20 protein-coding genes are annotated in these 20,706 nt (G+C 65.5%); 5 read left to right on the top strand and 15 right to left on the bottom strand.

Annotated elements, in window-relative coordinates:
• Nucleotides 1-15 precede the first annotated feature (15 nt).
• Both ACM43_RS15835 and ACM43_RS15830 read left to right on the top strand, forming a co-directional pair.
• Nucleotides 16-1,080, top strand: coding sequence for a HoxN/HupN/NixA family nickel/cobalt transporter (locus ACM43_RS15835; RefSeq protein WP_271541087.1), 1,065 nt, complete (start codon nt 16-18; stop codon nt 1,078-1,080).
• Nucleotides 1,061-3,373, top strand: coding sequence for a TonB-dependent receptor (locus tag ACM43_RS15830; protein WP_271541085.1), 2,313 nt, complete (start codon nt 1,061-1,063; stop codon nt 3,371-3,373). Before ACM43_RS15835 ends, ACM43_RS15830 begins: the two co-directional genes overlap by 20 nt.
• 49 nt (nt 3,374-3,422) lie before the next feature.
• Here the strand turns inward: ACM43_RS15830 and ACM43_RS15825 are convergent, their stop codons facing one another.
• From ACM43_RS15825 to ACM43_RS15755, 15 genes are all read right to left on the bottom strand, one after another.
• Nucleotides 3,423-4,487, bottom strand: coding sequence for a UDP-glucuronic acid decarboxylase family protein (locus ACM43_RS15825; RefSeq protein WP_271541083.1), 1,065 nt, complete (start codon nt 4,485-4,487; stop codon nt 3,423-3,425).
• Between the two features lie 11 nt (nt 4,488-4,498).
• On the bottom strand, nt 4,499-5,623 hold the full coding sequence (locus ACM43_RS15820; protein WP_271541080.1) for a CgeB family protein: 1,125 nt from the start codon (nt 5,621-5,623) through the stop codon (nt 4,499-4,501).
• On the bottom strand, nt 5,620-6,708 hold the full coding sequence (locus tag ACM43_RS15815; protein ID WP_271541078.1) for a CgeB family protein: 1,089 nt from the start codon (nt 6,706-6,708) through the stop codon (nt 5,620-5,622). Before ACM43_RS15815 ends, ACM43_RS15820 begins: the two co-directional genes overlap by 4 nt.
• Nucleotides 6,705-7,835, bottom strand: coding sequence for a CgeB family protein (locus ACM43_RS15810; protein WP_271541076.1), 1,131 nt, complete (start codon nt 7,833-7,835; stop codon nt 6,705-6,707). The genes ACM43_RS15815 and ACM43_RS15810 overlap by 4 nt, the downstream gene beginning before the upstream one ends.
• Nucleotides 7,832-8,944, bottom strand: a complete 1,113-nt coding sequence (locus ACM43_RS15805; protein ID WP_271541074.1) for a glycosyltransferase family 4 protein — start codon at nt 8,942-8,944, stop codon at nt 7,832-7,834. The genes ACM43_RS15810 and ACM43_RS15805 overlap by 4 nt, the downstream gene beginning before the upstream one ends.
• The gene (locus ACM43_RS15800) at nt 8,941-10,227 is read right to left on the bottom strand and encodes a TIGR04295 family B12-binding domain-containing radical SAM protein (RefSeq protein WP_271541072.1); all 1,287 of its coding nucleotides are present in this window, start codon (nt 10,225-10,227) and stop codon (nt 8,941-8,943) included. Before ACM43_RS15800 ends, ACM43_RS15805 begins: the two co-directional genes overlap by 4 nt.
• Complete coding sequence (locus tag ACM43_RS15795; protein WP_271541070.1) at nt 10,224-11,285, bottom strand: NAD-dependent epimerase/dehydratase family protein; 1,062 nt, start codon at nt 11,283-11,285, stop codon at nt 10,224-10,226. Before ACM43_RS15795 ends, ACM43_RS15800 begins: the two co-directional genes overlap by 4 nt.
• Nucleotides 11,285-12,397, bottom strand: a complete 1,113-nt coding sequence (locus tag ACM43_RS15790) for an SDR family NAD(P)-dependent oxidoreductase (protein WP_271541068.1) — start codon at nt 12,395-12,397, stop codon at nt 11,285-11,287. The genes ACM43_RS15795 and ACM43_RS15790 overlap by 1 nt, the downstream gene beginning before the upstream one ends.
• Nucleotides 12,398-12,604: 207 nt before the next feature.
• Entirely contained in the window at nt 12,605-13,810 is a 1,206-nt protein-coding gene (locus ACM43_RS15785; protein WP_271541066.1) for a phosphopentomutase, read from the bottom strand.
• Complete coding sequence (locus tag ACM43_RS15780; RefSeq protein ID WP_271541064.1) at nt 13,798-14,748, bottom strand: beta-xylosidase; 951 nt, start codon at nt 14,746-14,748, stop codon at nt 13,798-13,800. Before ACM43_RS15780 ends, ACM43_RS15785 begins: the two co-directional genes overlap by 13 nt.
• Entirely contained in the window at nt 14,745-15,512 is a 768-nt protein-coding gene (locus ACM43_RS15775; RefSeq protein WP_271541062.1) for a TIGR04290 family methyltransferase, read from the bottom strand. The genes ACM43_RS15780 and ACM43_RS15775 overlap by 4 nt, the downstream gene beginning before the upstream one ends.
• The gene (locus ACM43_RS15770; RefSeq protein ID WP_271541060.1) at nt 15,509-16,309 is read right to left on the bottom strand and encodes a nucleotidyltransferase family protein; all 801 of its coding nucleotides are present in this window, start codon (nt 16,307-16,309) and stop codon (nt 15,509-15,511) included. The genes ACM43_RS15775 and ACM43_RS15770 overlap by 4 nt, the downstream gene beginning before the upstream one ends.
• Nucleotides 16,310-16,311: 2 nt before the next feature.
• Nucleotides 16,312-17,415 (bottom strand): CgeB family protein, encoded by a 1,104-nt coding sequence (locus ACM43_RS15765; RefSeq protein ID WP_271541058.1) that lies wholly within the window; start codon nt 17,413-17,415, stop codon nt 16,312-16,314.
• The gene (locus ACM43_RS15760) at nt 17,412-18,008 is read right to left on the bottom strand and encodes a histidine phosphatase family protein (RefSeq protein WP_271541056.1); all 597 of its coding nucleotides are present in this window, start codon (nt 18,006-18,008) and stop codon (nt 17,412-17,414) included. Before ACM43_RS15760 ends, ACM43_RS15765 begins: the two co-directional genes overlap by 4 nt.
• Complete coding sequence (locus ACM43_RS15755; protein WP_271541054.1) at nt 18,008-19,108, bottom strand: inositol-3-phosphate synthase; 1,101 nt, start codon at nt 19,106-19,108, stop codon at nt 18,008-18,010. The genes ACM43_RS15760 and ACM43_RS15755 overlap by 1 nt, the downstream gene beginning before the upstream one ends.
• Nucleotides 19,109-19,209: 101 nt before the next feature.
• On the opposite strand from ACM43_RS15755, the gene ACM43_RS15750 reads away from it, so the two are divergent.
• The 3 genes from ACM43_RS15750 to ACM43_RS15740 are packed head-to-tail and all read left to right on the top strand — an operon-like array spanning nt 19,210 to nt 20,668.
• On the top strand, nt 19,210-19,446 hold the full coding sequence (locus ACM43_RS15750) for a hypothetical protein (protein WP_271541052.1): 237 nt from the start codon (nt 19,210-19,212) through the stop codon (nt 19,444-19,446).
• A 1-nt stretch (nt 19,447) separates the two neighbouring features.
• Entirely contained in the window at nt 19,448-19,735 is a 288-nt protein-coding gene (locus ACM43_RS15745) for a hypothetical protein (protein ID WP_157282700.1), read from the top strand.
• A 12-nt stretch (nt 19,736-19,747) separates the two neighbouring features.
• Complete coding sequence (locus ACM43_RS15740; protein WP_271541048.1) at nt 19,748-20,668, top strand: hypothetical protein; 921 nt, start codon at nt 19,748-19,750, stop codon at nt 20,666-20,668.
• The last annotated feature ends 38 nt before the right edge of the window (nt 20,669-20,706 follow it).

The raw sequence follows: 20,706 nt of genomic DNA, 5'->3' as shown, positions 1-20,706 counted from the left end.
ATGGAACGAGTAGCGATGCGGACTTTGCGGGCGGTCGAGCCCGGAACGGTGGCGCTGCTTGGCGGGCTCGTCGCCGCCAACATCGCCGCATGGGCCTGGGCCTTCACGCTGTTCGGCGAGCGGCCGACGGTGATGGCGACCGCCTTGCTGGCCTGGGTGTTCGGCCTGCGTCACGCCGTCGATGCCGACCACATTGCCGCGATCGACAACGTCGTGCGCAAGCTGATGCACGGCGGCGAGACGCCGCGCAGTGTCGGCCTCTATTTCGCGCTCGGCCATTCCACCGTTGTCGTGGTGGCGACCATGCTGCTGGCACTGGGCGTCGTGAGCCTTGGCGGCGACAGCCTGCTCAAGGAGGTCGGCGGTCTCATCGGCACCTCAGTCTCGGCGCTGTTCCTGCTTGCGGTTGCCGCGATCAACCTCGTCATTTTCGTCGGCCTGTGGCGGACGTTTCGCGCGGCGCGGGAGCATGGCGTTCACGATGCTGCGCAGCTCGATGCGCTGCTTGCCAGCCGCGGTATTCTGGCCCGGCTGCTCGGCCCGATGTTCCGCCTGGTCACGAAGCCCTGGCACATGTACCCGCTCGGCTTCCTGTTCGGCCTCGGCTTCGACACCGCAACGGAGATCAGCCTGCTCAGCATCTCCGCCAGCGAAGCCGCGCGCGGCGCCTCGCTCGCCGATGTGCTGGTTTTCCCCGCGCTGTTCGCTGCAGGCATGGCGCTGGTCGACGCGGCCGATTCCGCGCTGATGGTGAGCGCCTATCGCTGGGCCTTCGTCGATCCCTTGCGCAAGCTCTGGTACAACCTCACGATCACCGGCGCCTCCGTCGCGGTTGCACTGTTCATCGGCGGGATCGAAGCGCTCGGCCTGATCGGCGAGCGGCTCGGTCTCTCCGGCGGCGCATGGGCGCTGGTCGAGGACCTCAACGAGTCGCTTGCCAATGTCGGCTTTGTCGTGATCGCGCTGTTTGCGGTCGCATGGCTCGTCTCGGTCGTGCTCTATCGCCGCATGTTCGGGAACGAGCCTCGCCGCGCCGGCACGAAAGTTTTGGAATGCACCGATGCGACCGAGGCGGCCTGAGCACGGTCGTCACGGCGTCGCTTTGACGGCACTCTCGGTCTTGGCGCTGCTCGCGGATGACGGCCGCGCCCTCGCACAGAGCAATGACGCCTCACGCGAACTGCCGCCGGTCGAGGTCAGTGGCGGCGCCGCGCCCGGGCGCAAGATGACGGCCGCATCGCGCCGTGCCGCCAGACCGCCCGCGGCCGGCCGCCGCATCTTCGTGTCTTCCGCGACGGCGCAGGCGTCGGATCCGCGCAGCGCCGGCTCGGGTGCAAGGGCCGCAGCCGGCATGGCCAGCGAGATCACCGTCTCCGGCGACGAGATCAACGCACGCCCGTTCACACGGCCGGGCGAGGCGCTCGAAGCCGTGCCCGGTCTGATCGTGACGCAGCATTCCGGCGAGGGCAAAGCCAACCAGTATTTCCTGCGTGGGTACAATCTCGACCACGGCACCGATCTGGCGATCATCGTCGACGGCGTCCCCGTCAACATGCGCACCCACGCGCATGGCCAGGGCTATGCCGATCTCAACTGGCTGATCCCGGAAACCATCGCCGCAATGGACGTGCGCAAGGGACCTTACTTCGCCGACGAAGGCGACTTCGCCTCGGTCGGAAGCGTTCACATCGGCCTGATCGACAGCACAAGGCGGCTGGCGCAGGTGAGCGCCGGCGGCTTCGGTTACCGCCGTCTGCTCGGCATGGATTCCGCGAAAGTTGGCGACGGTTCGCTGCTGGTGGCCGGCGAGATCGGTACCTACGACGGCCCGTGGGACGATGCGGACAAATTGCGAAAGCTCAACGGCCTCGTGCGCTACAGCCAGGGCACCGCGACCGACGGCATGTCGGTCACCGGCATGGCCTACGTCAACAAATGGAATTCGACCGACCAGGTGCCGCAGCGCGCCATCACCAGCGGGCTGCTCGGCCGGTACGGTTCGGAAGATCCGAGCGACGGCGGTCATGCCAACCGCTTTGCGCTGTCCGGGCGCATCGCGCAGACCGACGACATCGGTTCATGGAAGGCCAACGCCTATCTGGTGAAGAGCCAGCTCGACCTCTTCAACAATTTCACTTACTTCCTCGACGATCCCGTGCTCGGCGACCAGTTCCACCAGCACGACGACCGCTTGATGACGGGCGCCAACCTCTCGCGCACGCTGAACGGCTCCTTTGCCGGCCTGCCGATGCAGACCATTTTCGGTCTGCAATCGCGCTATGATGCGATCGACCTCGCGCTCACCAATACGTTCCGGCGCGGCTTCATCGGCAATATCCGCAGCGACAAGGTCGGCGAGGGCAGCGTCGGGGTATATGCCGAAAACACGGTGCGCTGGACCGACTGGCTCAGGACGACGTTGGGCTGGCGGGGCGATTATTACGCCGCCGACGTTACTTCTCTGTTCAACGCCGCAAATTCCGGTCGCGCCGATGCCGCGCTCGGCAGCCCGAAATTCAGGATGGTGCTTGGTCCGTTCGAACGGACCGAATTCTTCCTCGGCGCCGGCTACGGCATGCACTCGAACGACGCCCGCGGTGCGACCACGACGGAAGATCCCACCGATCCCGCGACAAGGCTCACGCCGTCGCCGCTCCTGGTGCGCACCAGAGGCGCGGAGGTCGGGGTTCGCAGCAGGATCATTCCCGGCCTCGACAGCTCTCTCAGCCTCTTCATCCTGGATCAGGATTCCGAGATCCTGTTCTCCGGCGATGCCGGCGATACCTCGGCAACCCGCGCCAGCCGCCGCTACGGCTTCGAGTGGACCAATCATTACCGGCCGCGGTCCTGGATCGACATCGATGTGGATCTTGCAATGACGCATGCGCGCTTCCGCGGCCATGACGGCGAGCAGGCCGCGGTCTATGCCTCGCTCGCCGGCTATCCCGAGGCGCAGATCGGCAATGCGCCCGGCAACTACATTCCCAATGCCCCCGCGATGGTGGCATCGGCTGGAATAACGCTCGGCGAGAAGACCGGCTGGTTCGGCAGCGCGCGCTGGCGCTACATCGGCGCGAGCCCGTTGACCGAGGACAATGCGTTCCGCTCGCGACCGACCGGCATCGTCAACGCGCGGCTCGGCTACCGCAGCGAGAACGGCTGGCGAATCCAGTTCGACGTGCTCAACCTCTTCAACAGCAAGGCGAACCAGATCACCTATGCCTATGGCTCGCTGTTGAAGACCGACACGCTCTACAATCTCTGCACATCAGGCACCGCGCCGGCGGCCGTTTGTCAGAACGGCGTGATGGACTACGTGCTGCATCCGGTGGAGCCACTGACGTTCCGCGTCACTGTGGCCGGTACGTTTTAGGTTCATTGCGCGAGCGGTTTACCGGGCGAGCCTGCCAAAGCAATGACCTTCACCGTTGGTCGGACATCGTCAGCCGGTTGCGGGCTGGAGGGCGGGTCCTGCGCCCGGCGATGGCCGGCACGAGCGTGGGCGCTTCCCCGGCCAGACGGAGCGCGAAATAGGCAATGGTCGCTTGAAGGCCGTCCTTCAATGCCACCCGCGGACGCCATCCCAGAATCTTCTCGGCGGCATCGATCACGGGCTTGCGGCGCTTGGGATCGTCCTTCGGCAGGGGCTCGAAGCGCAGCGGCGACGCCGATTCGGTGCATGCCAGCACTTCACGGGCGATGGCCTCGATCGTGACCTCGTGCGGATTGCCGAGATTGCATGGGCCGGTGACCGAGGCGGGGCTCTCCATCAGGAGCTGAAGCCCCCGCACGAGATCGTCGACGAAGCAGAAGCTGCGCGTCTGCGTGCCCTTGCCGTAGATCGTGATCGGCTCTCCGCGCAAGGCCTGCACGATGAAGTTGGAGACGACGCGGCCGTCATTCTCGAGCATGCGCGGCCCGTAGGTGTTGAAGATGCGCGCGACCTTGATCTCCGTCCCGTGCATCCGCCGGTAGTCGAACATCAGCGTCTCCGCGGCCCGCTTGCCTTCGTCGTAACAGGCCCGCGGCCCGACCGGATTGACGTTGCCGAGATAGGACTCCGGCTGCGGGTGCACCTCCGGGTCGCCGTAGACCTCGCTGGTGGAGGCCTGAAGGATCCGGGCGCCCTTCTGCCGTGCCAGTTCGAGCAGGTTGATCGAGCCGAGCACGCAGGTTTTCATCGTCCCGACCGGATCGACTTGATAGTGGCGGGGCGATGCCGGGCAGGCGAGGCTGTAGATCCGGTCGATCCCGCCCTCGATCTCGATGGGATCGCGCACGTCATGCTCGATGAAGCGGAAGTTCGGATGGTTGAGCAGGGGCCGGATGTTGTCGGTGGTTCCCGTGAACAAATTGTCCAGGCAGATCACCATGCTGCCGCGTTGCAGGAGCGCGTCGCAGAGATGCGATCCGATGAAGCCGGCGCCGCCGGCGACCAGGACCGTCGGCGAGCGGCGCGATGCGTGGATGCGGGTCTGGAGCGTCATGACGTGGCCTTTCAGAGTTGGGCGACCTGCATGGGACGAACAACAGGGAGTGGTGCCGTCTTGCGGCGGCGCCGCGCGGCTGCCTCGGCATAATAGGTCTCCAGCTGCCGTGCGCGATGGTCGGGCGTGTGGTCGGCGAGAACCCGCCGCCGCGCGTTGTGTGCGATCGTGCGCCGTTGTTCTTCCGGCATATCGCGCAGGATCTCGACGACCTCGCGCGGGCTGGCTGCCAGCAGGATTTCCTTCGAGGGCGCGAAGATCGTCTCGATCCCCGGCCAGCGGTCCGAGATCACGGGCGTGCCGCAGGCCGCCGCCTCGAACAGCCGGACGGACGGGGAGAAGCCCAACGCCTTCATGTCGGCGCGGGTGGCGTTCAGCGTGAAACGCTGCGCCGCGTAGAACTCCGGATGCTGCTTTGGCGAGAGGTGCTCGATCCGAGTGACGTTGGCGGGCCAGGCGATATTGTCCGGATATTGCGCACCGGCGACGACGAATTGATCCGACGGCAGCGTGCGCGCTGGTGCAAGCAACAGCTCCTCGAGAACGGGCTGCCGGTCCTCGCTGTAGGTGCCGAGATAGCCGAGCGCCCATTTCGGCGGCGCCTGCTTCGGCGCGTAGATCTCAGCATCTGCGCTGCAATAAAGCACACGCGCGAGCGGACTGCCGTAGCCCTGCTCGATCATGCCGGGCACCGGTCCGCCGCTGAAGGAGAGATAGAGATCGAAGCGCGGGATCATTGCCGCCGAGAGATAATCGAGGCCTTGCTCCAGCCGCGCCAGAGTGACCGGCGTGTCGATGTCGTAGAACGCCGTGACGCCCCTCGCGTGGGTCGTGGTCCACTCGGCGAGCGCGATGCCGTCAGGGACATAAGAGCCGATGATCACCAGATCGGCATCGCGGATCAGCTTGCCGAACTGGCGCGGAACATCCTGCGAAGACTTGTACAGCTCGACAGTCCAGGCAGAGGGCTTGGTCAGGTCACGGTGATCCCGATACCAGGGCACGTCCCGCTCCAGGAACGTGACGCGGTGACCTCGTCGCGCCAGCGCTTCGATCAGGGCGCGGTAGGTCGTGGCATGACCGTTGCCCCAGGACGAAGTGACCGAAAGACCGATGACGACGATGGAGAGGTTCATTCTGCTGCCTCTACTCGGGAGCTGGGGGCGACGAAGAGATCGTTGAACTGGCGGGCGCGCTGCCGGTAAGTGTGCTGGCTGAGGATGCGTGCGCGGGCACGCCGGGCGATCGACCGGGCCCGCTCGGGATCGAGCGCGGTGAGGTGCTCGGCCACCTCGGCTCCGTCAGCGGCAACCAGCACCTCGCGGCCGGGTTCGAGGAAATGATCGATGCCGGCCCACTGATCGGTGATCAGGCAGGCGCCGGCGCCGATCGCTTCGAACACCCGCGTCGGCGGCGAGAAGCCGTAGCGCGCCATGCTGTCGCGATTGACGTTGAGCGTGGCGAGCGCGGAGCCGAAGAACGCGTTGTGATCGGCGGTGCCGACATGGCCGACCTTGCGCAGATTGGCGGAGGCGTCCTTGTCGTCCCAGCCGGAGCCGCCGAGTACGAAGGACTTCTCGGGCAGGCGGCGTGCAACGTCGAGGAAGAAATGCTCGATGCGCCTCTCGCGGTCGGGCAGGCGGTTCGCCAGCAGGCTGAGATCGCAGGCGAAGCGCGGATTGGGCGGCGACGGAAAATGCGTGGCCGGATCGAGCGCGTTGTAGATCGGTACACAATCCCGCGCGCCCACAGATCGATACGCGGATACGACGCCCTCGCCGCCGCCATAGGTCAGGACCATATCGTAGCACGGGATCGCGCGACGCAGATGATGCTGCGGATCGCTTTCGATCGCCTCGAGCGTGGCGGGAGCATCGACGTCCCAATAGACCCGCGTCAGCCGCGACGGTAGGGCGGCGACGGCGTTCTCCAGCTCGAGATCGAAGACGCCGACGCCGCTGGCCTTGACCAGCATGTCGGCCGATTGTGCGGCGGTGTCGAGCGCACGGCGCCAGCCGTCGGCGGTCGCGGGATAGACGATCACCCTGGCCCAATCCGGTTCGTCGATGTCGCGATGCGACTGGCGGTCGAAGGCGTCGGGCTCGTAGAAGGTGACCTCGTGGCCGAGCGCCGCGATCTCCTTCAGCATGCCGCGGTAATAGGTGGCGGCGCCATTCCAATAGGACGAGACGAGGCTGGATCCGAAGAAACAGATCTTCATGCAACGGCTCCGATGTCGTGCTGAGGCCGTGGCGAACGGCTGGAATCCCTGAGGTCGGTGACGATGTCGATGAGCTGCTCGGCGCGGTGGCGGCACGTATGGCGATCCCTGATGACCCTCAGGCCGGTCTCCACCATCGCGGCAGAGAATTCCGGATCGTCGATGACGGACCGAAGCGCATGCTTCATCTGTTCGCCATCGCCAACGCTGAGATAAGCGCCCTCGGGGAACAGGCCTTCCTCATCCGACCAGGGTGCCGAAACCAGGGGAATGCCGCAGGCCAGCGCCTCGAAGACGCGGATGGTCGGGATGCCCGGAAGCAGCGCGACGTAAGGCCCGCGCGGCACATGGATGGTCGCGCGCGCGCCGGCGAAGGCGATGGGCGCCCAGTGCGCCGGCAGCCAGCCGCCATAACGGATGCCTGCGCGCCTGATGGTGTGGAGTGCGTCATCCGAGTAGCGGACGCCATGGACGCTGGCGCGGAGCTTCAGCTCCGCCGCGGGCTTGACCAGGAACTCGTTCAGCTCGGCGCTGCGCTCGCCATCTCCCCAATTGCCGATCCAGACCAGATCGTCGGTCCGCTCCACTTGCGGCAGTGGATGATACAGCGCGATATCGGCGGCCTCGTGCCAGGTGAAGACCCGGTCGGCCCAGCCGAGCTTCAAATAGATCTGCCGAAGCACCTCGCCGAAGGCGAGCACACCGTCGAAGCCGTCGAGGTCGAATTGCGCAAGCTCCTCGGGCGCGCTGACGGCACGGTGATGAGTGTCGTGAAAGAGCAGGGTGAAGGACCCACCTCGCGCCCGCCTGCGCCCGATCTGCGCGATGAGATCGGGCGAATTCCATTCATGCACGATGACGAGATCGGCGCCCTCTAGCGCCCGGTCGAGATCGAGGCCGGTATCGTAGCGGCGGATGTCGATGCCGGAGAAGAGTGCCGGGATGTCGTCCATGGCACGACTGCCGCCTTCGCGGATCGCGTTCAGCCGGCTCCAGCCGTCGATGGGTTCGAACACGACGACCTCGTGCCCGAGCGCATGGAGCTCGCGCGCATAGCCTCGCAGGAAATGTGCGTTGCCGTTGTTCCAGCACGAGGTGAAGGCATGATAGAACAGGACGCATTTCATGCGCGCACCTCGATTTGGCTGGCCGCCGTGCTCGTCCGGCGCGATGCGATCAGGTCCCGGTAGAGACCCAGATAGGCGCTCGTCATGCGCGTCAGCGAATAGGTCAGGGATTGCTCATAGGCGGCCCGCTGCAGCCGCGCTCGACCCATATCGTCGGCGCAAAGCTCTGCCAGGGCCCGATGCAGCGCCTCGTTGTCGGCGGGATCGACGAACAAGGCTGCGCCGCGCCACAATTCCCGGAACGTCGGGATGTCGGAGAGGACCAGCGCACAGCCCGCGGCCGCGGCTTCCAGCACCGAGAGGCCGAACGGTTCATAGAGCGCGGGGCTGACGAAGATCGCTGCATGCTGCAAGCGCGCCTCCAGCTCTTCATGCGGCAGCTCTCCGAGCCAGGTGACGCCAGCTGGCAGGCGTGCTTCGATAGGACCGGCCACCTCGACCGGCCAATCCAGCCCGGGCGCGGCGGCGGCGAGCGTCTCGATGTTCTTGGCTCGGTCCCACAGCCGTCCTGCTGCGAAAATCAAGTCTTGCTTCCGTCCAGCGAGGGCGCGCGGCGTCATTCCGTTCCAGATCACCGCGCCGCGCGATTGCGGCTGATAGATCGCCGTGATGTCGTCGTGGAAGGCCCGGCTCGGACAGACCCAGGCCTGCGCCGCGTCGAGCGCAGCGGCGACCCGCTCGCTGTAGCGGCGCCATTTGGGCTCGCCAAGCCAGGCCGTATCGCGGCAGGCCAAGGCCCAGGAGTTCACGCAGGAATGCGCCACCAGCACGGTCGGGGCCTGCCAGGCAAAGGTCGCCTCGCGAAAGCTGTTGAGATGCACAACGTCGGGCATCAACCTGGCTTCCAGGTTTGCAAGCACGCGCCTTGCGTCGGAAACGTTTTGGCCCTCCGGGTCCTGCCATTCGAGTGCGACGTCCGTCTCGATCAGGTGAACGCTGGTCTCACGCAGCATCTGACGCTGATCGACCCGTGCCCGCGGGCCCAGCGTTACGAGCGTGACGTCGGCGCCGGACGCAGCGAGACTGGCGGCGAGGGCGCAGGAATAGGTCCAGACGCCGCCGACCGTGTCGGTCGTCATCATGATCCTGATGTCGGCCCCACGGTTCATGAGGCCACCTGGAGTTCGAGGCTGTCGAGCGGCACCGGGCGATCGTTCTGCACGTCGCTGAACTGGTCGAACATCGCGAGATAGTGCCGGTGTGCGCGCTCCCAGGCGACATCGTCGGGCTCGCCCCAGAGCTTGCGGTAGTCGGGAGAGCCGGGATAGGGATAGAGCGGCACCGGATCGTTGGCCCAGACGCCGGCATCCTGCATCGTGCGGCGCCAGCGCTGCACCACGGGATCGTCGTCCTCGGGCACCTCGATCAGATTGGCCTGCACGAAGGGGACGTGACGGCGGGCTTCGACCAGTCGGTCCGCGAGCTGATCCGTCGTCATCTTGCAGTTCTTGGCGAGGGCTGCGCGCCCTTCCACGGTGAGGCTCTCGATGCCGGCTTCGATCGAGACGCAGCCGGCGCGCCCGAGCAGGGCGAGCATGTCGGGCTTCCAGAGGTCGATCCGCGTCTGCACGCCGAACTTCAGCCCGCGCGTCGTCAAGCCCTCGAGGAGCTCGCGATTGGGAAGGAAGATCTCGTCGATGAAGTAGACGTACTCGATGCCGTGACGGCGCAGACGATCGATCTCGTCGAGAATGACCGTGGGCGGCCGCTTGCGATAGGCGTTGCGGAAATTCTCCTTGGCGCAGAACGTGCAATTGTACGGACAGCCGCGCGAGGCCTCCACCTCGGCGCCCGGCGCCGTCGGCTCGGCCTCGAAGCGGTGATGATGGTGGTGGTGACGCCGGATCATCTCGTCAGGCCAGTCGAGCGCGGGCTGATCGCTGAACGCGACCGCCTGCGGGCCGCCATTGACCCGGAGCGACGCACCGTCGGCGAAGCACAGGCTGGGAAAGTCCCGTTCGCCATTGGCGAGACGCAGCAGCGACGCCTCGCACTCGCCCATCACGACGATATCGACGCCGAGCTTCCTCAGGGCGGTCTTCGGCGTAGTCGAGCCATGCGGGCCGACCGCGATCAGGGTCGGCGCAAGGTTCCGCACCGCAATGGCGAGCTGCTGCGGCACGCGCAGCTCGGGCGGCGCGCAGCGCCAGAACAGGTAGGTCGGTGCGGTGGTGAAGACGATCTGGTCCGGTCCAAAGGCGCGCAGCTCGGCTTCGATGTCGCGGAGGGAGAGATCGAACATATGCGCATCGAGCAGCAGCGTGTCGTGGCCCGCCGCCTTCAGATAGTGCTGGGAGATGCCGAGCTCGAGCGGCAGGTGAGGCGAGCGGCAGCCGAAATAGATGCTGCCTGAAAAATCCCAGTTCGGATTGATGAGGGCGACCCGCGTCATGCCAGGGCCTCGCTTCTGTCCTGTGACCCGAAGCGGCTGTCGAGCCAGGTGTGGAGCGAGCGCAGGCCGTCGGCGAGCGGCATTTGCGCCGTCCAGCCGAGCGCGGTGGCGAGCGCCCGCGTGTCGGTCACGTACCAGGGCTGATCGCCCGGCCGCCAGTCCGCAAAGCGATAGCTGACCTTGCGGCCCGTCAGCTCGGTGATGCGGTCGATCAACTCGAGCAGGCTGACCGCATTGGCCGGACCGCCGCCGAGATTGAAGACGCGCCCGCGCGCCAGTGCGATGTGGTCGAGCGCCGCGAGCCAGGCGCTCACCGCGTCCGACACGTGCAGCGCGTCGCGGACCTGCTTGCCGTCGCCATAGATCGTCAGCGGATTGCCGCTTATGGCGCTGAGCAGGAAGTGTGCGATCCAGCCCTGGTCCTCGGTGCCGAATTGCCGCGGCCCGTAGATGCAGCTCATGCGCATCACCACGGTCTGCAGCCCGAACACCCGGGCATAATCGTGGACGTACTGATCGGCGGTGCCCTTGGAGCAACCATAGGGGCTGTAGAAATCGAGCGGGGTGTTCTCCGAAATGCCGTCAGCGAGCAGATCATTGACCGGCGTGTAGCGGCGGCCGGCGAGCGCGATCTCGCCGTCCTCGATCAGGCGTCCGTAAACCTTGTTGGTCGAGGCGAAGATCACCGGCGCCGAGGAATTGTGCGAACGGACCGCTTCCAGCACATTCAGCGTGCCGCGCGCGTTGATCTCGAAATCGGCCGAGGGATCGCTGACGCTGTCGGTCACGGCGACCTGGGCCGCGAGGTGCAGCACGGCCCGTGCCTCGCGCACGGCGTCGATCACCGGAATGGGCTCGCGGATATCGGCCACCGTGATCGCAACGCGGTCGCCATGCCGGGATTTCAGCCATTGCGCGTTCTCGCGCACGCCGGCGCGGGCGAGATTGTCCAGCACCAGCACACGGTCGCCGCGTTCGGCGAGACGGTCGGCGAGATTGCTGCCGATGAAGCCGCAGCCGCCGGTAACAAGGACGGGTCTGTTGTCTTGTTCACTCATCACGCGACCAACCCTCGTTGCAGCAGCTCACGGGTCGCCCGCTCCGCCTGATCGTCGGCGATCTGGTCGGCGAGGTACCCGGCGAGCTCTTCAAGCCCGTCCTTGAACGCGACATGCGGCTCGAAGCCGAGCAGGTCGCGTGACTTGCCGATATCGGCAAAGCAGTGGCGGATGTCGCCGGCACGGTATTTCCGTGTGATTTCGGCAGCGATCTCGCACCGTCCCATCACCTCCGCCAGATCCTCGGCTACCGACAGAATGGTGCGGCTCTGGCCCGAGCCGACGTTGAAGACGTCCTGGGCGTGGTCGGATTCGAGTGCCATGCGGCAGGCGCGGGCGACATCGTGCACGTGGACGAAGTCGCGCCGCTGCAGGCCGTCTTCGAAGACGAGCGGCGGCCGGCCATTGAGCAGCCGCGCGGCGAAGATGGCCAGCACCCCGGTATAGGGATTCGACAGCGCTTGCCGCGGACCGAACACGTTGAAGAAACGCAAGCCGACGGTCGGAATGCCGTAGGCCTTGCCCGTGATCAGGCACATGCGCTCCTGCGCATATTTGTTCAGCGCGTAGATCGAGCTCAAAGACGGCTGCTTGGTCTCAGGCGTAGGCACGGGATCAAGCGCATGGCCTGCATGATCCCGCAGTTCCCACTCGCCTTGGCGAAGCTGCCCGATCGGTCGTTCATCGCAAGCGACGACGTTGCCGACGGCATCGCGATAGAGGCCTTCGCCATAGATGCTCATCGAGGACGCCATCACCAGCCGTGCGACCGGTCGCTTCGCCAGCGCTTGCAGCAGCACGGCGGTGCCGAGCTCGTTCGTCCGGACATAGGGCTCGATGTCGTACATGCTCTGGCCGACGCCGACGGCGGAGGCGAGATGCACGACCATGTCGGCGCCACGCAAGGCCTGTTCGACGGCGACGCTATCCGTGACGTCGCCGACCACGAGCTCGGCGTCGTCGGAGAGATAGGCGGGCCGCTGACGGTTGCCGCCATGGACTTGCGGAGAGAGATTGTCGAGAAGGCGGACATCATAGCCGGCCGCAAGCAGCGCGTCGGCCGTATGCGAACCGATGAATCCCGCGCCCCCAGTGATCAATACTCGCGTCATTCACCGCTCCGTGCCGCATGGGACCGATCCATTCGGACCAGCCGATGATGAGAGTTGAAGCGCGCTTTGCTTGGTCGGGCGACCTGCGCGCCAGTCACGTCTGGGAGTTAGAAGCGGTGCAAGGAATGTTCGTTCCTGCGAAACCTACAAACGAAAATTTCTCTAACCTGGATCAATAACCCAAGTGAATCCCGGGTGGAATCCCGGCTAGAAATGCGCGCCATGAAGCGGCGCCGGCAGGTCGAGATGTCTTGCAACGGTCGCGCCGATGTCGGCAAAGCCGGCGCGCCGGCCGATCGGAGCCGTTGACCGCGCGGTCCACGCCAGGATCGGGACCTGCTCGCGCGTATGATCGGTGCCACTCCAGGTCGGATCGCAGCCATGATCGGCGGTGATGATGAGAAGATCGTCGCTTCGCAGCCGGCTCAGCAACTCGGGGAGGCGGGCATCGAAAGCTTCGAGCGCCGTTGCGTAGCCGGCGACGTCACGGCGGTGGCCGTAGAGCGTGTCGAAATCGATGAAGTTCGCGAACAAAAGCCCGCCTTCTGCAAGGCCTCTCAGCCCATCGAGCGCGGCATCGAAAAGCGCCGCATTGCCGTCGCCGCGCAGGTTTCGCCCGGTGCCGCGATGGGCGAAGATGTCGTCGATCTTGCCGATCGTGACGATGTCGCGGCCGGCAGTTTCTGCAAGGTCGAGGATGGTTCGCTCGGGCGGCGGAACCGAGAAATCGCGCCGGTGCGAGCTGCGCTTGAAATTGCCTGCGTCCGTTCCGACGAACGGACGCGCGATGACGCGGCCGATGTTGAGGGGATCGACCAGCCGCCTCGCGACCGTGCAGACGTCGTAGAGCCGATCGAGCCCGAACGTCTCTTCGTGCGCCGCGATCTGGAACACACTGTCGGCCGAGGTGTAGCAGATCGGCTCGCCGCTGCGCATGTGGCGCTCGCCGAATTCGGCGATGATGTCGGTGCCGGAGGCGTGGCAGTTGCCGAGGATGCCGGGCAGTCCGGCTTGTTCGCACAGCTTCGTTACGAGATCGCGCGGGAAGCAGGGCTGGATCTTTGGAAAATAGCCCCAGTCGAACGCGACAGGCACGCCGGCGATCTCCCAATGGCCGGATGGCGTGTCCTTGCCCCTCGATATCTCGCTGGCGCAGCCATAACGCGAATTTTGAACGCGGCCGTCGAGCCCGGGCGGGACGCGCCCCGTCGCAAGGCGGCAGGCCTCTCCAAGGCCAAGCCCCACGAGATTGGGCAGGCACAGCGGCCCCTCCCGCTGCGGACTATTGGCACGGCCGGCTATGCACGCATCTGCGATGTGCCCGACGGTGTCGGCACCCTCGTCGCCGTAATTGACAGCGTCCGGCGCCGCGCCAATGCCGACGGAATCCATCACCAGGATCAGGGCACGCATGTCGGTTCCCTGATCGGCGGGGAGGTGCCAATGGAAGAGGCGAGACCGGTCTTCGTGCAATAGCGCTCGACCATCTGCGCGCAGAAATCGGCGAACTCGTTCGCGTCGAGCGGCGGGCTGGTGTGATGCGGTTCGAGGCCGCGGTGTTCCGGCGTGAAACAGAACGTCACGGTGACCTCGAACTCGGCCAGCGCATCCATCTGGCGGTCGAACCAGTCCAGCGCATTGGGACGGAAGCTGTCGGCCCATGACAGGCCGGTCCGCAAGTGCCTGACGCCGAAGCGGCGCATCCAGCGCACGGCGTCATCGAGACGATGGTCCTCGAAATGAAACCACTGGCAGAGGCCCATGTCGGCGGCGTATTGGCCGAACAGCTCCGCCGCGGCTTTCGGCGTTCCATCCTCGCGCAGCAGGCCCATGTGGAAATGCCGGTAATAGGAGGACCCCTCGGCCTCCTTGTGACGCGTGGTCGCCTCCCAGGCCGAAGGGAGATCATAGAGGCTGTACCAGTGAATGCGCGGCGCGCGGCCGATCAGAAGGTCGGCGGTGCGCGACAGGCCCCAGGCTTGCACCTCCTCGGCGCCGAACGAGGAGACGCCGACCTCGGTCACCCAGACCGGGAGCGAGGTAACAGCCCTGATTTCATCGATCTTGGCCGGCCATTCTCCGATCTGCCATAAATTCCAGTCGAGCGGAAACCCGTGCACGGCGACGGCGTCGACGTGGTCGAGTACGCCGCGCGCCTGCATGCTGCGCATGAAGGACGGGTCGATCGGCGAGATGCCGCCGAGCACGCGCGGCAAGGTCGGATGCGCGCTGCGGATAGCTTTTCCCGCCGCGAGGGCAAGATTCGCGAACATCGTCCAGTCCGGGTCGATCAGCAGGTCCCAATGCGACTTGTTGTTCGGCTCGTTCCAGATCTTGGCAGCCTCGATCATCGACCCGCCTCCCGTGATGGATAAACCGGTCCGTCAGCCTGCGGCCGTACCGTGTGCCTGCACAGATAGACTTCCTCCTCCGGATGCGCCGCGATGGCAAAGCCGGCGCTGCGCAGCATGGCCTCGACGCAGGCGCGATTGGGCACCCACCAATTGGTGGGATCGTCGGCATATTTGTGCTCGATGAAGTGCAGCTTCGGGTAGCCGGAGGAATCGAACTGCTCGGTAGTCCAGAAGTCGTAGTTCTTTTCGATCGCATCGACATGGCTATCGCCGCGCAGCATCGACTGGAACAGCAGGAGATCGCCGGCGACGTGCTCATGGATCAGGTCCAGCGCCAGCAGCGGGTGTCGCAGATGGTAGAGCACGCCCATGAAGATCACGAGGTCGAACTTCTCACGGAGCTGCCCGACATCATAGGCCGACATCTTGCGGAATTCGATCCTGAGCCCGTTCACTTCGGCCGCGAAGCGGGCCTGGGCCAGATATTCTTCGTCGGTGTCGAGGCCGAGCACGCGTTCGGCGCCGCGCCGCTTCATCTCCATGGCGTAGAAGCCGGCATTGCAGCCGATATCGAGCACGGTCTTGCCTTCGAGCCGGTCGGGGATGATGCCGGAGAAGCGCTGCCACTTCACATTGGGATAGTCGCCGAGGAAGTGCGACGGCGCGGTCGGCACGCCCTTGAGGTCGAGATTGTGAAACCATGGCCCCAGCGCATCGACGCGCTGGCGGATTTCCTCGCGGGAGAGGGCCCCTCGGGTCATGCAATCGCTCCGTTATTCATTGTGATCGGCCGGGCCCCGTCCGATGAGGCGCGGGCCCGCAACGTGGAACGGCCCTCGACGCCCTCGGCGAGCAGGGCCATTGCCGTGCGATAGCCGTCGATGGTGCCGACATCGACGTAGGATTCGCCGGCCTTGACCCCGATGCCGTTGCCGCCGGCGGAAAGATAGGCATTGACCAGCGTCCCAAAATATTCGTCGCGGCGTTCGCGTGCGTGCCACAGCGCCTGGAGCTGGCGGAAGCCGTGCGCCGACATCTTGAAAGCACCCCAGATCCAGCGCGAGGCTGCATTCGGCTGCTTGACCTGGATCTCCGTCACCTGCTCGCCGTCCAGCACCACCGCATCGAAGAATTCGGGGTGCTCGACCGGGAACAGCAGGAACGAGAGGTCTGCGTCGGGTAGGGATTGCAGGGCCGCCTTGGGAAACCAGACCGTGTCGGGCAAGCCGACCATGACGTCCTCGTGCTGCCCGACGACTGTGCTTGCCCTGAACACCGCGTCGCACAGTCCGGAGGCTTCGGGCTGCACCACATAGGCGAGCTCGGCGCTGCCGTAATGGTCGCCGAAATATTCGAGGATGTCGGACTTGCCGGGCGAGATCACGAAGCAGATCTTGTCGGCGCCGCCGAGGATGAGGCGCTCCAGCAGATATTCGGACACGGCGCAGGGACGGTCGGTACCGTCGTCATGCCGGCTGCCGACCGGCAGCAATTCCTTCGAGAAGGCGAGCGGCTGGATACGGCTGCCGCGGCCTGCGGCCGGAACGATGCCCCACATGATCAGGCCTCCTCGATTTGTTGCCGGCTGACGCGGCTCGACGCAATCTGCTCGAGCATCGAGATCAGTTCACGCGCCCGCTTGTCGGATGTGTGCTGGTCCATGGTGCGGTCATAAGCGCGCAGGGCCATGCGTCTGAGCTCGGCATCCGGCATCGCGAGTGCGGCAAGCGCGTCGTGCTCATCGCGTGCGATCAGGATCTCCTCTCCGGGCGCGAAGAAGTCCGCTATTCCGGGCCAGTCGTCGCTCAGCAGCGGGGCACCGCATGCCGCGGCCTCGAACAGCCGGCCCGACGGGCACCAGCCCATCTCCGCCATGGCCCGGCGGGTGACATTGAGGGTCAGCCGCGATGAGGCAAAGAACGGCGCGTGCTCGGACGGCGGCAGGTGCCGCACGAAATAGATGTTGGGCGACCATGGGAAATCGTCCGGATATTGCGCGCCGCCGATCAGGAAACGGAGATCCTGGCGCGCCCGCGCGGGCGCGACCAAGAGCGCCTCGAGCGTGCGCTGGCGATCTTCGGAGTAGGTGCCGAGATAGGACAAATCGGCGCGATAATGCGGCTGCGGCGCGACCGGATGGTGGATGTCTGTGTCGACATGCCCATAAAGCGGCCGCGTGTCGCGCGCGCCGAGCCTGTTGCGGAATTCGTCCGCAACGTGAGGCCCGCCGGTGAAGCTGAGCACCATCGCGAAGTCCCGCAGGCCGCGCGGGCCGATATAAGGGACAGCCTCGCCGGCGATGAGCCTTGCCAGCGTGACCGGCGTATCGAGGTCGTAGAACACGGGAACGGCACTACCCTCAGCGAGGATCAGCTCGGTCGCGGCGATCGCATCGGGACAATAGGAGGTCACGATCGCGACGTCGGCGTCACGGACTTCGGCGCTTGCCGCCTGCCGCACATCGTCCCAGTTCGCGAACAGCCGGAGCGCGCCGCCCGGCAGTTCGTAGAGATCGCGGGCACCGGCATAATAGGGCACGTCGCGCTCGAAGAAGACGACGCTGTGTCCCGAACGCGCGAGATGCTTGCAGAGGCCGCGCCACAAGGTGGCGTGACCGTTGCCCCAGGACGAGGAGATTGTCAGGCCGAAGATGACGATCTTCACGCCGGCACCCGCTTGTTGATCCCGGTGATCTTCATGCCGCTTCTGTCGGCGCGGAGCGTGCTGATGCTGGCCGGATCGATCTCGATCGAAAGAAACTGGTCGAGCGGCGTGCGCGAATAGTGCAGCAGCGCGGCGCGGATCGGCTCGGCGTGGCTGACGAGGACGACGGTGTCGAGATTGCGATCGGCACGCAGCTGCTCCAGATGAGCGACCATGCGGCTCTGAAGCGACCGCATGCTCTCGCCGCCGGGCGGGCGGCTGGTGCCGCGTCGCCCATTCCAGCGTGACCATCGGGGATCCGGCGCCAGGTCGTCGAACGATCGTCCGGTCCATTCGCCATAATCGAGTTCGTCGAGAGCGGGAACGATCTCGACCGGCAGCCTGAACTGCGCCGCGAGGATGCAGGCCGACTGCATGCAGCGCCGTTGCGGGCTGGACTGAATGAGCGATGGCCGCGGCGCGATGGTGCCGGCACAGCGCGCCATTTCCTCACAGCCGAGATCGTCGAGCGCGACGCCTTTCATCCGGCCGCACAGGATACGGCCGAGCAGGGCATGATGACCGTGGCGGACGAGATGGATGATCCCAGCCATCACGCAAACGCCTTGTCGTCGATGAAGGCGCGCGTTCGCCGTCCGGCCTCCTCGTCGGTGAACTGCTGCGGCGGCGATTTCATGAAATAGCTCGAAGGGCCGGTCAGCGCTCCGGCCTGGCCGCGGTCCATGGCGAGCTTGGCACAGCGCACCGCGTCGATCACGACGCCCGCCGAATTCGGGGAGTCCCAGACCTCGAGCTTGACCTCGGCGCTCAGGGGAACGCCGCCGAACGTCGTTCCCTCTAGGCGGATGAAAGCGAGCTTGCGGTCGGTGAGCCACGGCACGTGGTCGCTCGGTCCGACATGGATGTTGTCGGGGTCCATGGGGACGTCGAACTGGCTGGTCACGGCCTGGGTCTTGGAGATCTTCTTCGAGGCCAGCCGCTCCCGTTCGAGCATGTTCTTGAAATCGGTGTTGCCGCCGACATTGAGCTGGTAAGTGCGGTCGAGCCGCACCCCGCGCTCGCGGAACAGATTGGCGAGCACGCGATGCAGGATGGTGGCACCGACCTGGCTCTTGATGTCGTCGCCGACGATCGGCAGGCCCGCTTCCTCGAAGCGGCGCTGCCAATCCGGATTGGAGGCGATGAAGACCGGAATGCAATTGACGTAGCCGCAGCCGGCCTCGATGGCGCGCGCCGCATACCACTCGCTGGCGCGCTGCGAGCCGACCGGAAGATAGGAGACCAGGACGTCGGTGCGGGACATCGCCAGCACTTCGGACACGTCGGCCTCCGGCACCTCCGCAATCGGAACGTCGTCGGTGAGATAATGTCCGATGCCATCCAGGACCGGACCGCGCTGGACGATCACGCCTGTCGGCGCGACGTCGGAGAAGCGGTGCGTGTTGTTGGGCGGGGCGAAGATCGCATCGGCGACGTCGCGGCCGACCTTGTTGGCGTTGACGTCGAACGCCGAAGCGATCTGGATGTCGCTGATATGGTAACCGCCGAGGTCCGCGTTCATCAGCCCCGGGACCGGCTCGTTCGACTTGGCGTTGCGGTAGTAGGTGAGGCCCTGGACGAAGGAGCTCGCGCAATTGCCGACGCCGACGAGTCCGACGCGCACGCGGCGCCTGTGTTGGAGACGAGAATGCATGGAATGAAGCCCTCCGGAAGCACGCGGCGTCGGTGCAAGAGTCGGTGTAAGTACGTCGGCGAACGTGTGGAAGGTATGTTCGTTCCTGGAAAGGAGATGGCGTGCGGCACGCCTTGGCCGATTCCTCGCGACAAAATGCGACGCGCTTAACATGGGATAAAATCCCGTACCGCCTGCTCGGAACGAACGACTTTCATGATGAAGATGAAGAAGATGATGCTCGCCTCGCGCGAACGCTTTGTACTATCGCGAAGAACAAATCACCCCGCCCCGCGTTTGTCGGCCAATGGTTCGATGCAGTGCGCGGGTTCATCGCCCGGCTAGTCAACGAGGTGTGACATGACGTCCAAGGCGCAAAACAGCGAAGCTCACGAGACTACCGATCACAACGTCATCCAGAAATGGGCCGAGGAGCGCGGCGGGAGGCCGGCGACCGTGAAGGCGACGGAGGAGGATGGCCACGCAGGAATCCTGCGCATTGATTTTGATCCGCCGGACGAAGCGCTGGATCGCATCAGCTGGGACGAGTTCTTCGAAAAGTTCGATGAAGCCGGCATTGCGTTCCTGCATCAGGATCGAACCAAGGACGGCAAGCTCAGTCGATTCCACAAGTTCGTGCGACACTAGCGACCGCGCGACATGGCGGGCGGCTGGGCGGAAGCAATCAGGGCGGGCGATTTCGCACGCGCCTGGACGATCAACGACCGAGATTTGTTGGAGATCGCGCATCCGCCCAAGCACACCGGCCCGCGCCATCTCCAGCGGATCTGGCGTGGCGAGGACCTGAAGGATAAGCACGTGCTGGTGCGCTGCTATCACGGGCTCGGCGACACCATCCAGTTCCTGCGCTTCATGAAGCCGCTTCGCGCGATTGCGCGCAGCGTCACCCTGTGGTGTCAACCCGAGGTGCTGCCGCTGGTCGAGGGCGCAGCGGGCGTCGATCGCGCCGTCCCGCTGCATGATGGTGCGCCCGAGAGCGCTTTCGAGGTCGACATCGAGATCATGGAGGTACCGCACGCCATCAGAGCGCGCCGGGATCAGGTGGAGATGCGCGGTCCTTACCTGGCGCTGCCTCCAATTGCTCTTCCGCCGCTTCGGCGAGAACAAAGTCTGGCCGTCGGCCTGGTCTGGAAAGTCGGTGAGTGGGACAAGCGGCGGGAGGTTCCGGCCGTCTTGCTGCGCAATCTCGCGGGTCCCGGCGTGACGCTCCATTCGCTCCAGCGCGGCGCCAGCGCCGATGAACTCGCGGCGATCGGGGCGCGGGACGTCAGCACGCCCGACATCATAGCTCTCGGCCACCGCCTGCGGCAGCTCGATCTCGTCGTATGTGTCGACACCATGGTGGCGCACCTTGCGGGCGCGCTGGGATGCGAGGCCTGGGTCTTGCTGCATGCCGATTGCGACTGGCGCTGGCCTCAATCCGGCGCGCGTTCGTTCTGGTATCCGAGCCTGCGGCTGTTTCATCAAACACGGCCGGACGACTGGGGTCCTGTCATTGCCGAGGTCCGAAACGGGCTGCAGGCCCGCCTCGAAGCAGGTAGAGCGACCGCAGCGATGTGATTTCCAGGCCATTCTTTCCAAGACATTGCTGAGGAACG

This window comes from Bradyrhizobium sp. CCBAU 45321 (assembly GCF_028128975.1).
GTDB lineage: Bacteria > Pseudomonadota > Alphaproteobacteria > Rhizobiales > Xanthobacteraceae > Bradyrhizobium > Bradyrhizobium yuanmingense.
The sequence above is the reverse complement of the archived record's forward strand: the minus strand, read 5'-3'. Positions and strand labels throughout refer to the sequence as shown.

Coding starts and splice junctions, on each gene's coding strand:
- ACM43_RS15835 (WP_271541087.1), top strand. CDS start 16: ATGCGGACTTTGCGGGCGGTCGAGCCCGGAACGGTGGCGCTGCTTGGC.
- ACM43_RS15830 (WP_271541085.1), top strand. CDS start 1,061: ATGCGACCGAGGCGGCCTGAGCACGGTCGTCACGGCGTCGCTTTGACG.
- ACM43_RS15825 (WP_271541083.1), bottom strand. CDS start 4,487: ATGACGCTCCAGACCCGCATCCACGCATCGCGCCGCTCGCCGACGGTC.
- ACM43_RS15820 (WP_271541080.1), bottom strand. CDS start 5,623: ATGAACCTCTCCATCGTCGTCATCGGTCTTTCGGTCACTTCGTCCTGG.
- ACM43_RS15815 (WP_271541078.1), bottom strand. CDS start 6,708: ATGAAGATCTGTTTCTTCGGATCCAGCCTCGTCTCGTCCTATTGGAAT.
- ACM43_RS15810 (WP_271541076.1), bottom strand. CDS start 7,835: ATGAAATGCGTCCTGTTCTATCATGCCTTCACCTCGTGCTGGAACAAC.
- ACM43_RS15805 (WP_271541074.1), bottom strand. CDS start 8,944: ATGAACCGTGGGGCCGACATCAGGATCATGATGACGACCGACACGGTC.
- ACM43_RS15800 (WP_271541072.1), bottom strand. CDS start 10,227: ATGACGCGGGTCGCCCTCATCAATCCGAACTGGGATTTTTCAGGCAGC.
- ACM43_RS15795 (WP_271541070.1), bottom strand. CDS start 11,285: ATGAGTGAACAAGACAACAGACCCGTCCTTGTTACCGGCGGCTGCGGC.
- ACM43_RS15790 (WP_271541068.1), bottom strand. CDS start 12,397: ATGACGCGAGTATTGATCACTGGGGGCGCGGGATTCATCGGTTCGCAT.
- ACM43_RS15785 (WP_271541066.1), bottom strand. CDS start 13,810: ATGCGTGCCCTGATCCTGGTGATGGATTCCGTCGGCATTGGCGCGGCG.
- ACM43_RS15780 (WP_271541064.1), bottom strand. CDS start 14,748: ATGATCGAGGCTGCCAAGATCTGGAACGAGCCGAACAACAAGTCGCAT.
- ACM43_RS15775 (WP_271541062.1), bottom strand. CDS start 15,512: ATGACCCGAGGGGCCCTCTCCCGCGAGGAAATCCGCCAGCGCGTCGAT.
- ACM43_RS15770 (WP_271541060.1), bottom strand. CDS start 16,309: ATGTGGGGCATCGTTCCGGCCGCAGGCCGCGGCAGCCGTATCCAGCCG.
- ACM43_RS15760 (WP_271541056.1), bottom strand. CDS start 18,008: ATGGCTGGGATCATCCATCTCGTCCGCCACGGTCATCATGCCCTGCTC.
- ACM43_RS15755 (WP_271541054.1), bottom strand. CDS start 19,108: ATGCATTCTCGTCTCCAACACAGGCGCCGCGTGCGCGTCGGACTCGTC.
- ACM43_RS15745 (WP_157282700.1), top strand. CDS start 19,448: ATGACGTCCAAGGCGCAAAACAGCGAAGCTCACGAGACTACCGATCAC.
- ACM43_RS15740 (WP_271541048.1), top strand. CDS start 19,748: ATGGCGGGCGGCTGGGCGGAAGCAATCAGGGCGGGCGATTTCGCACGC.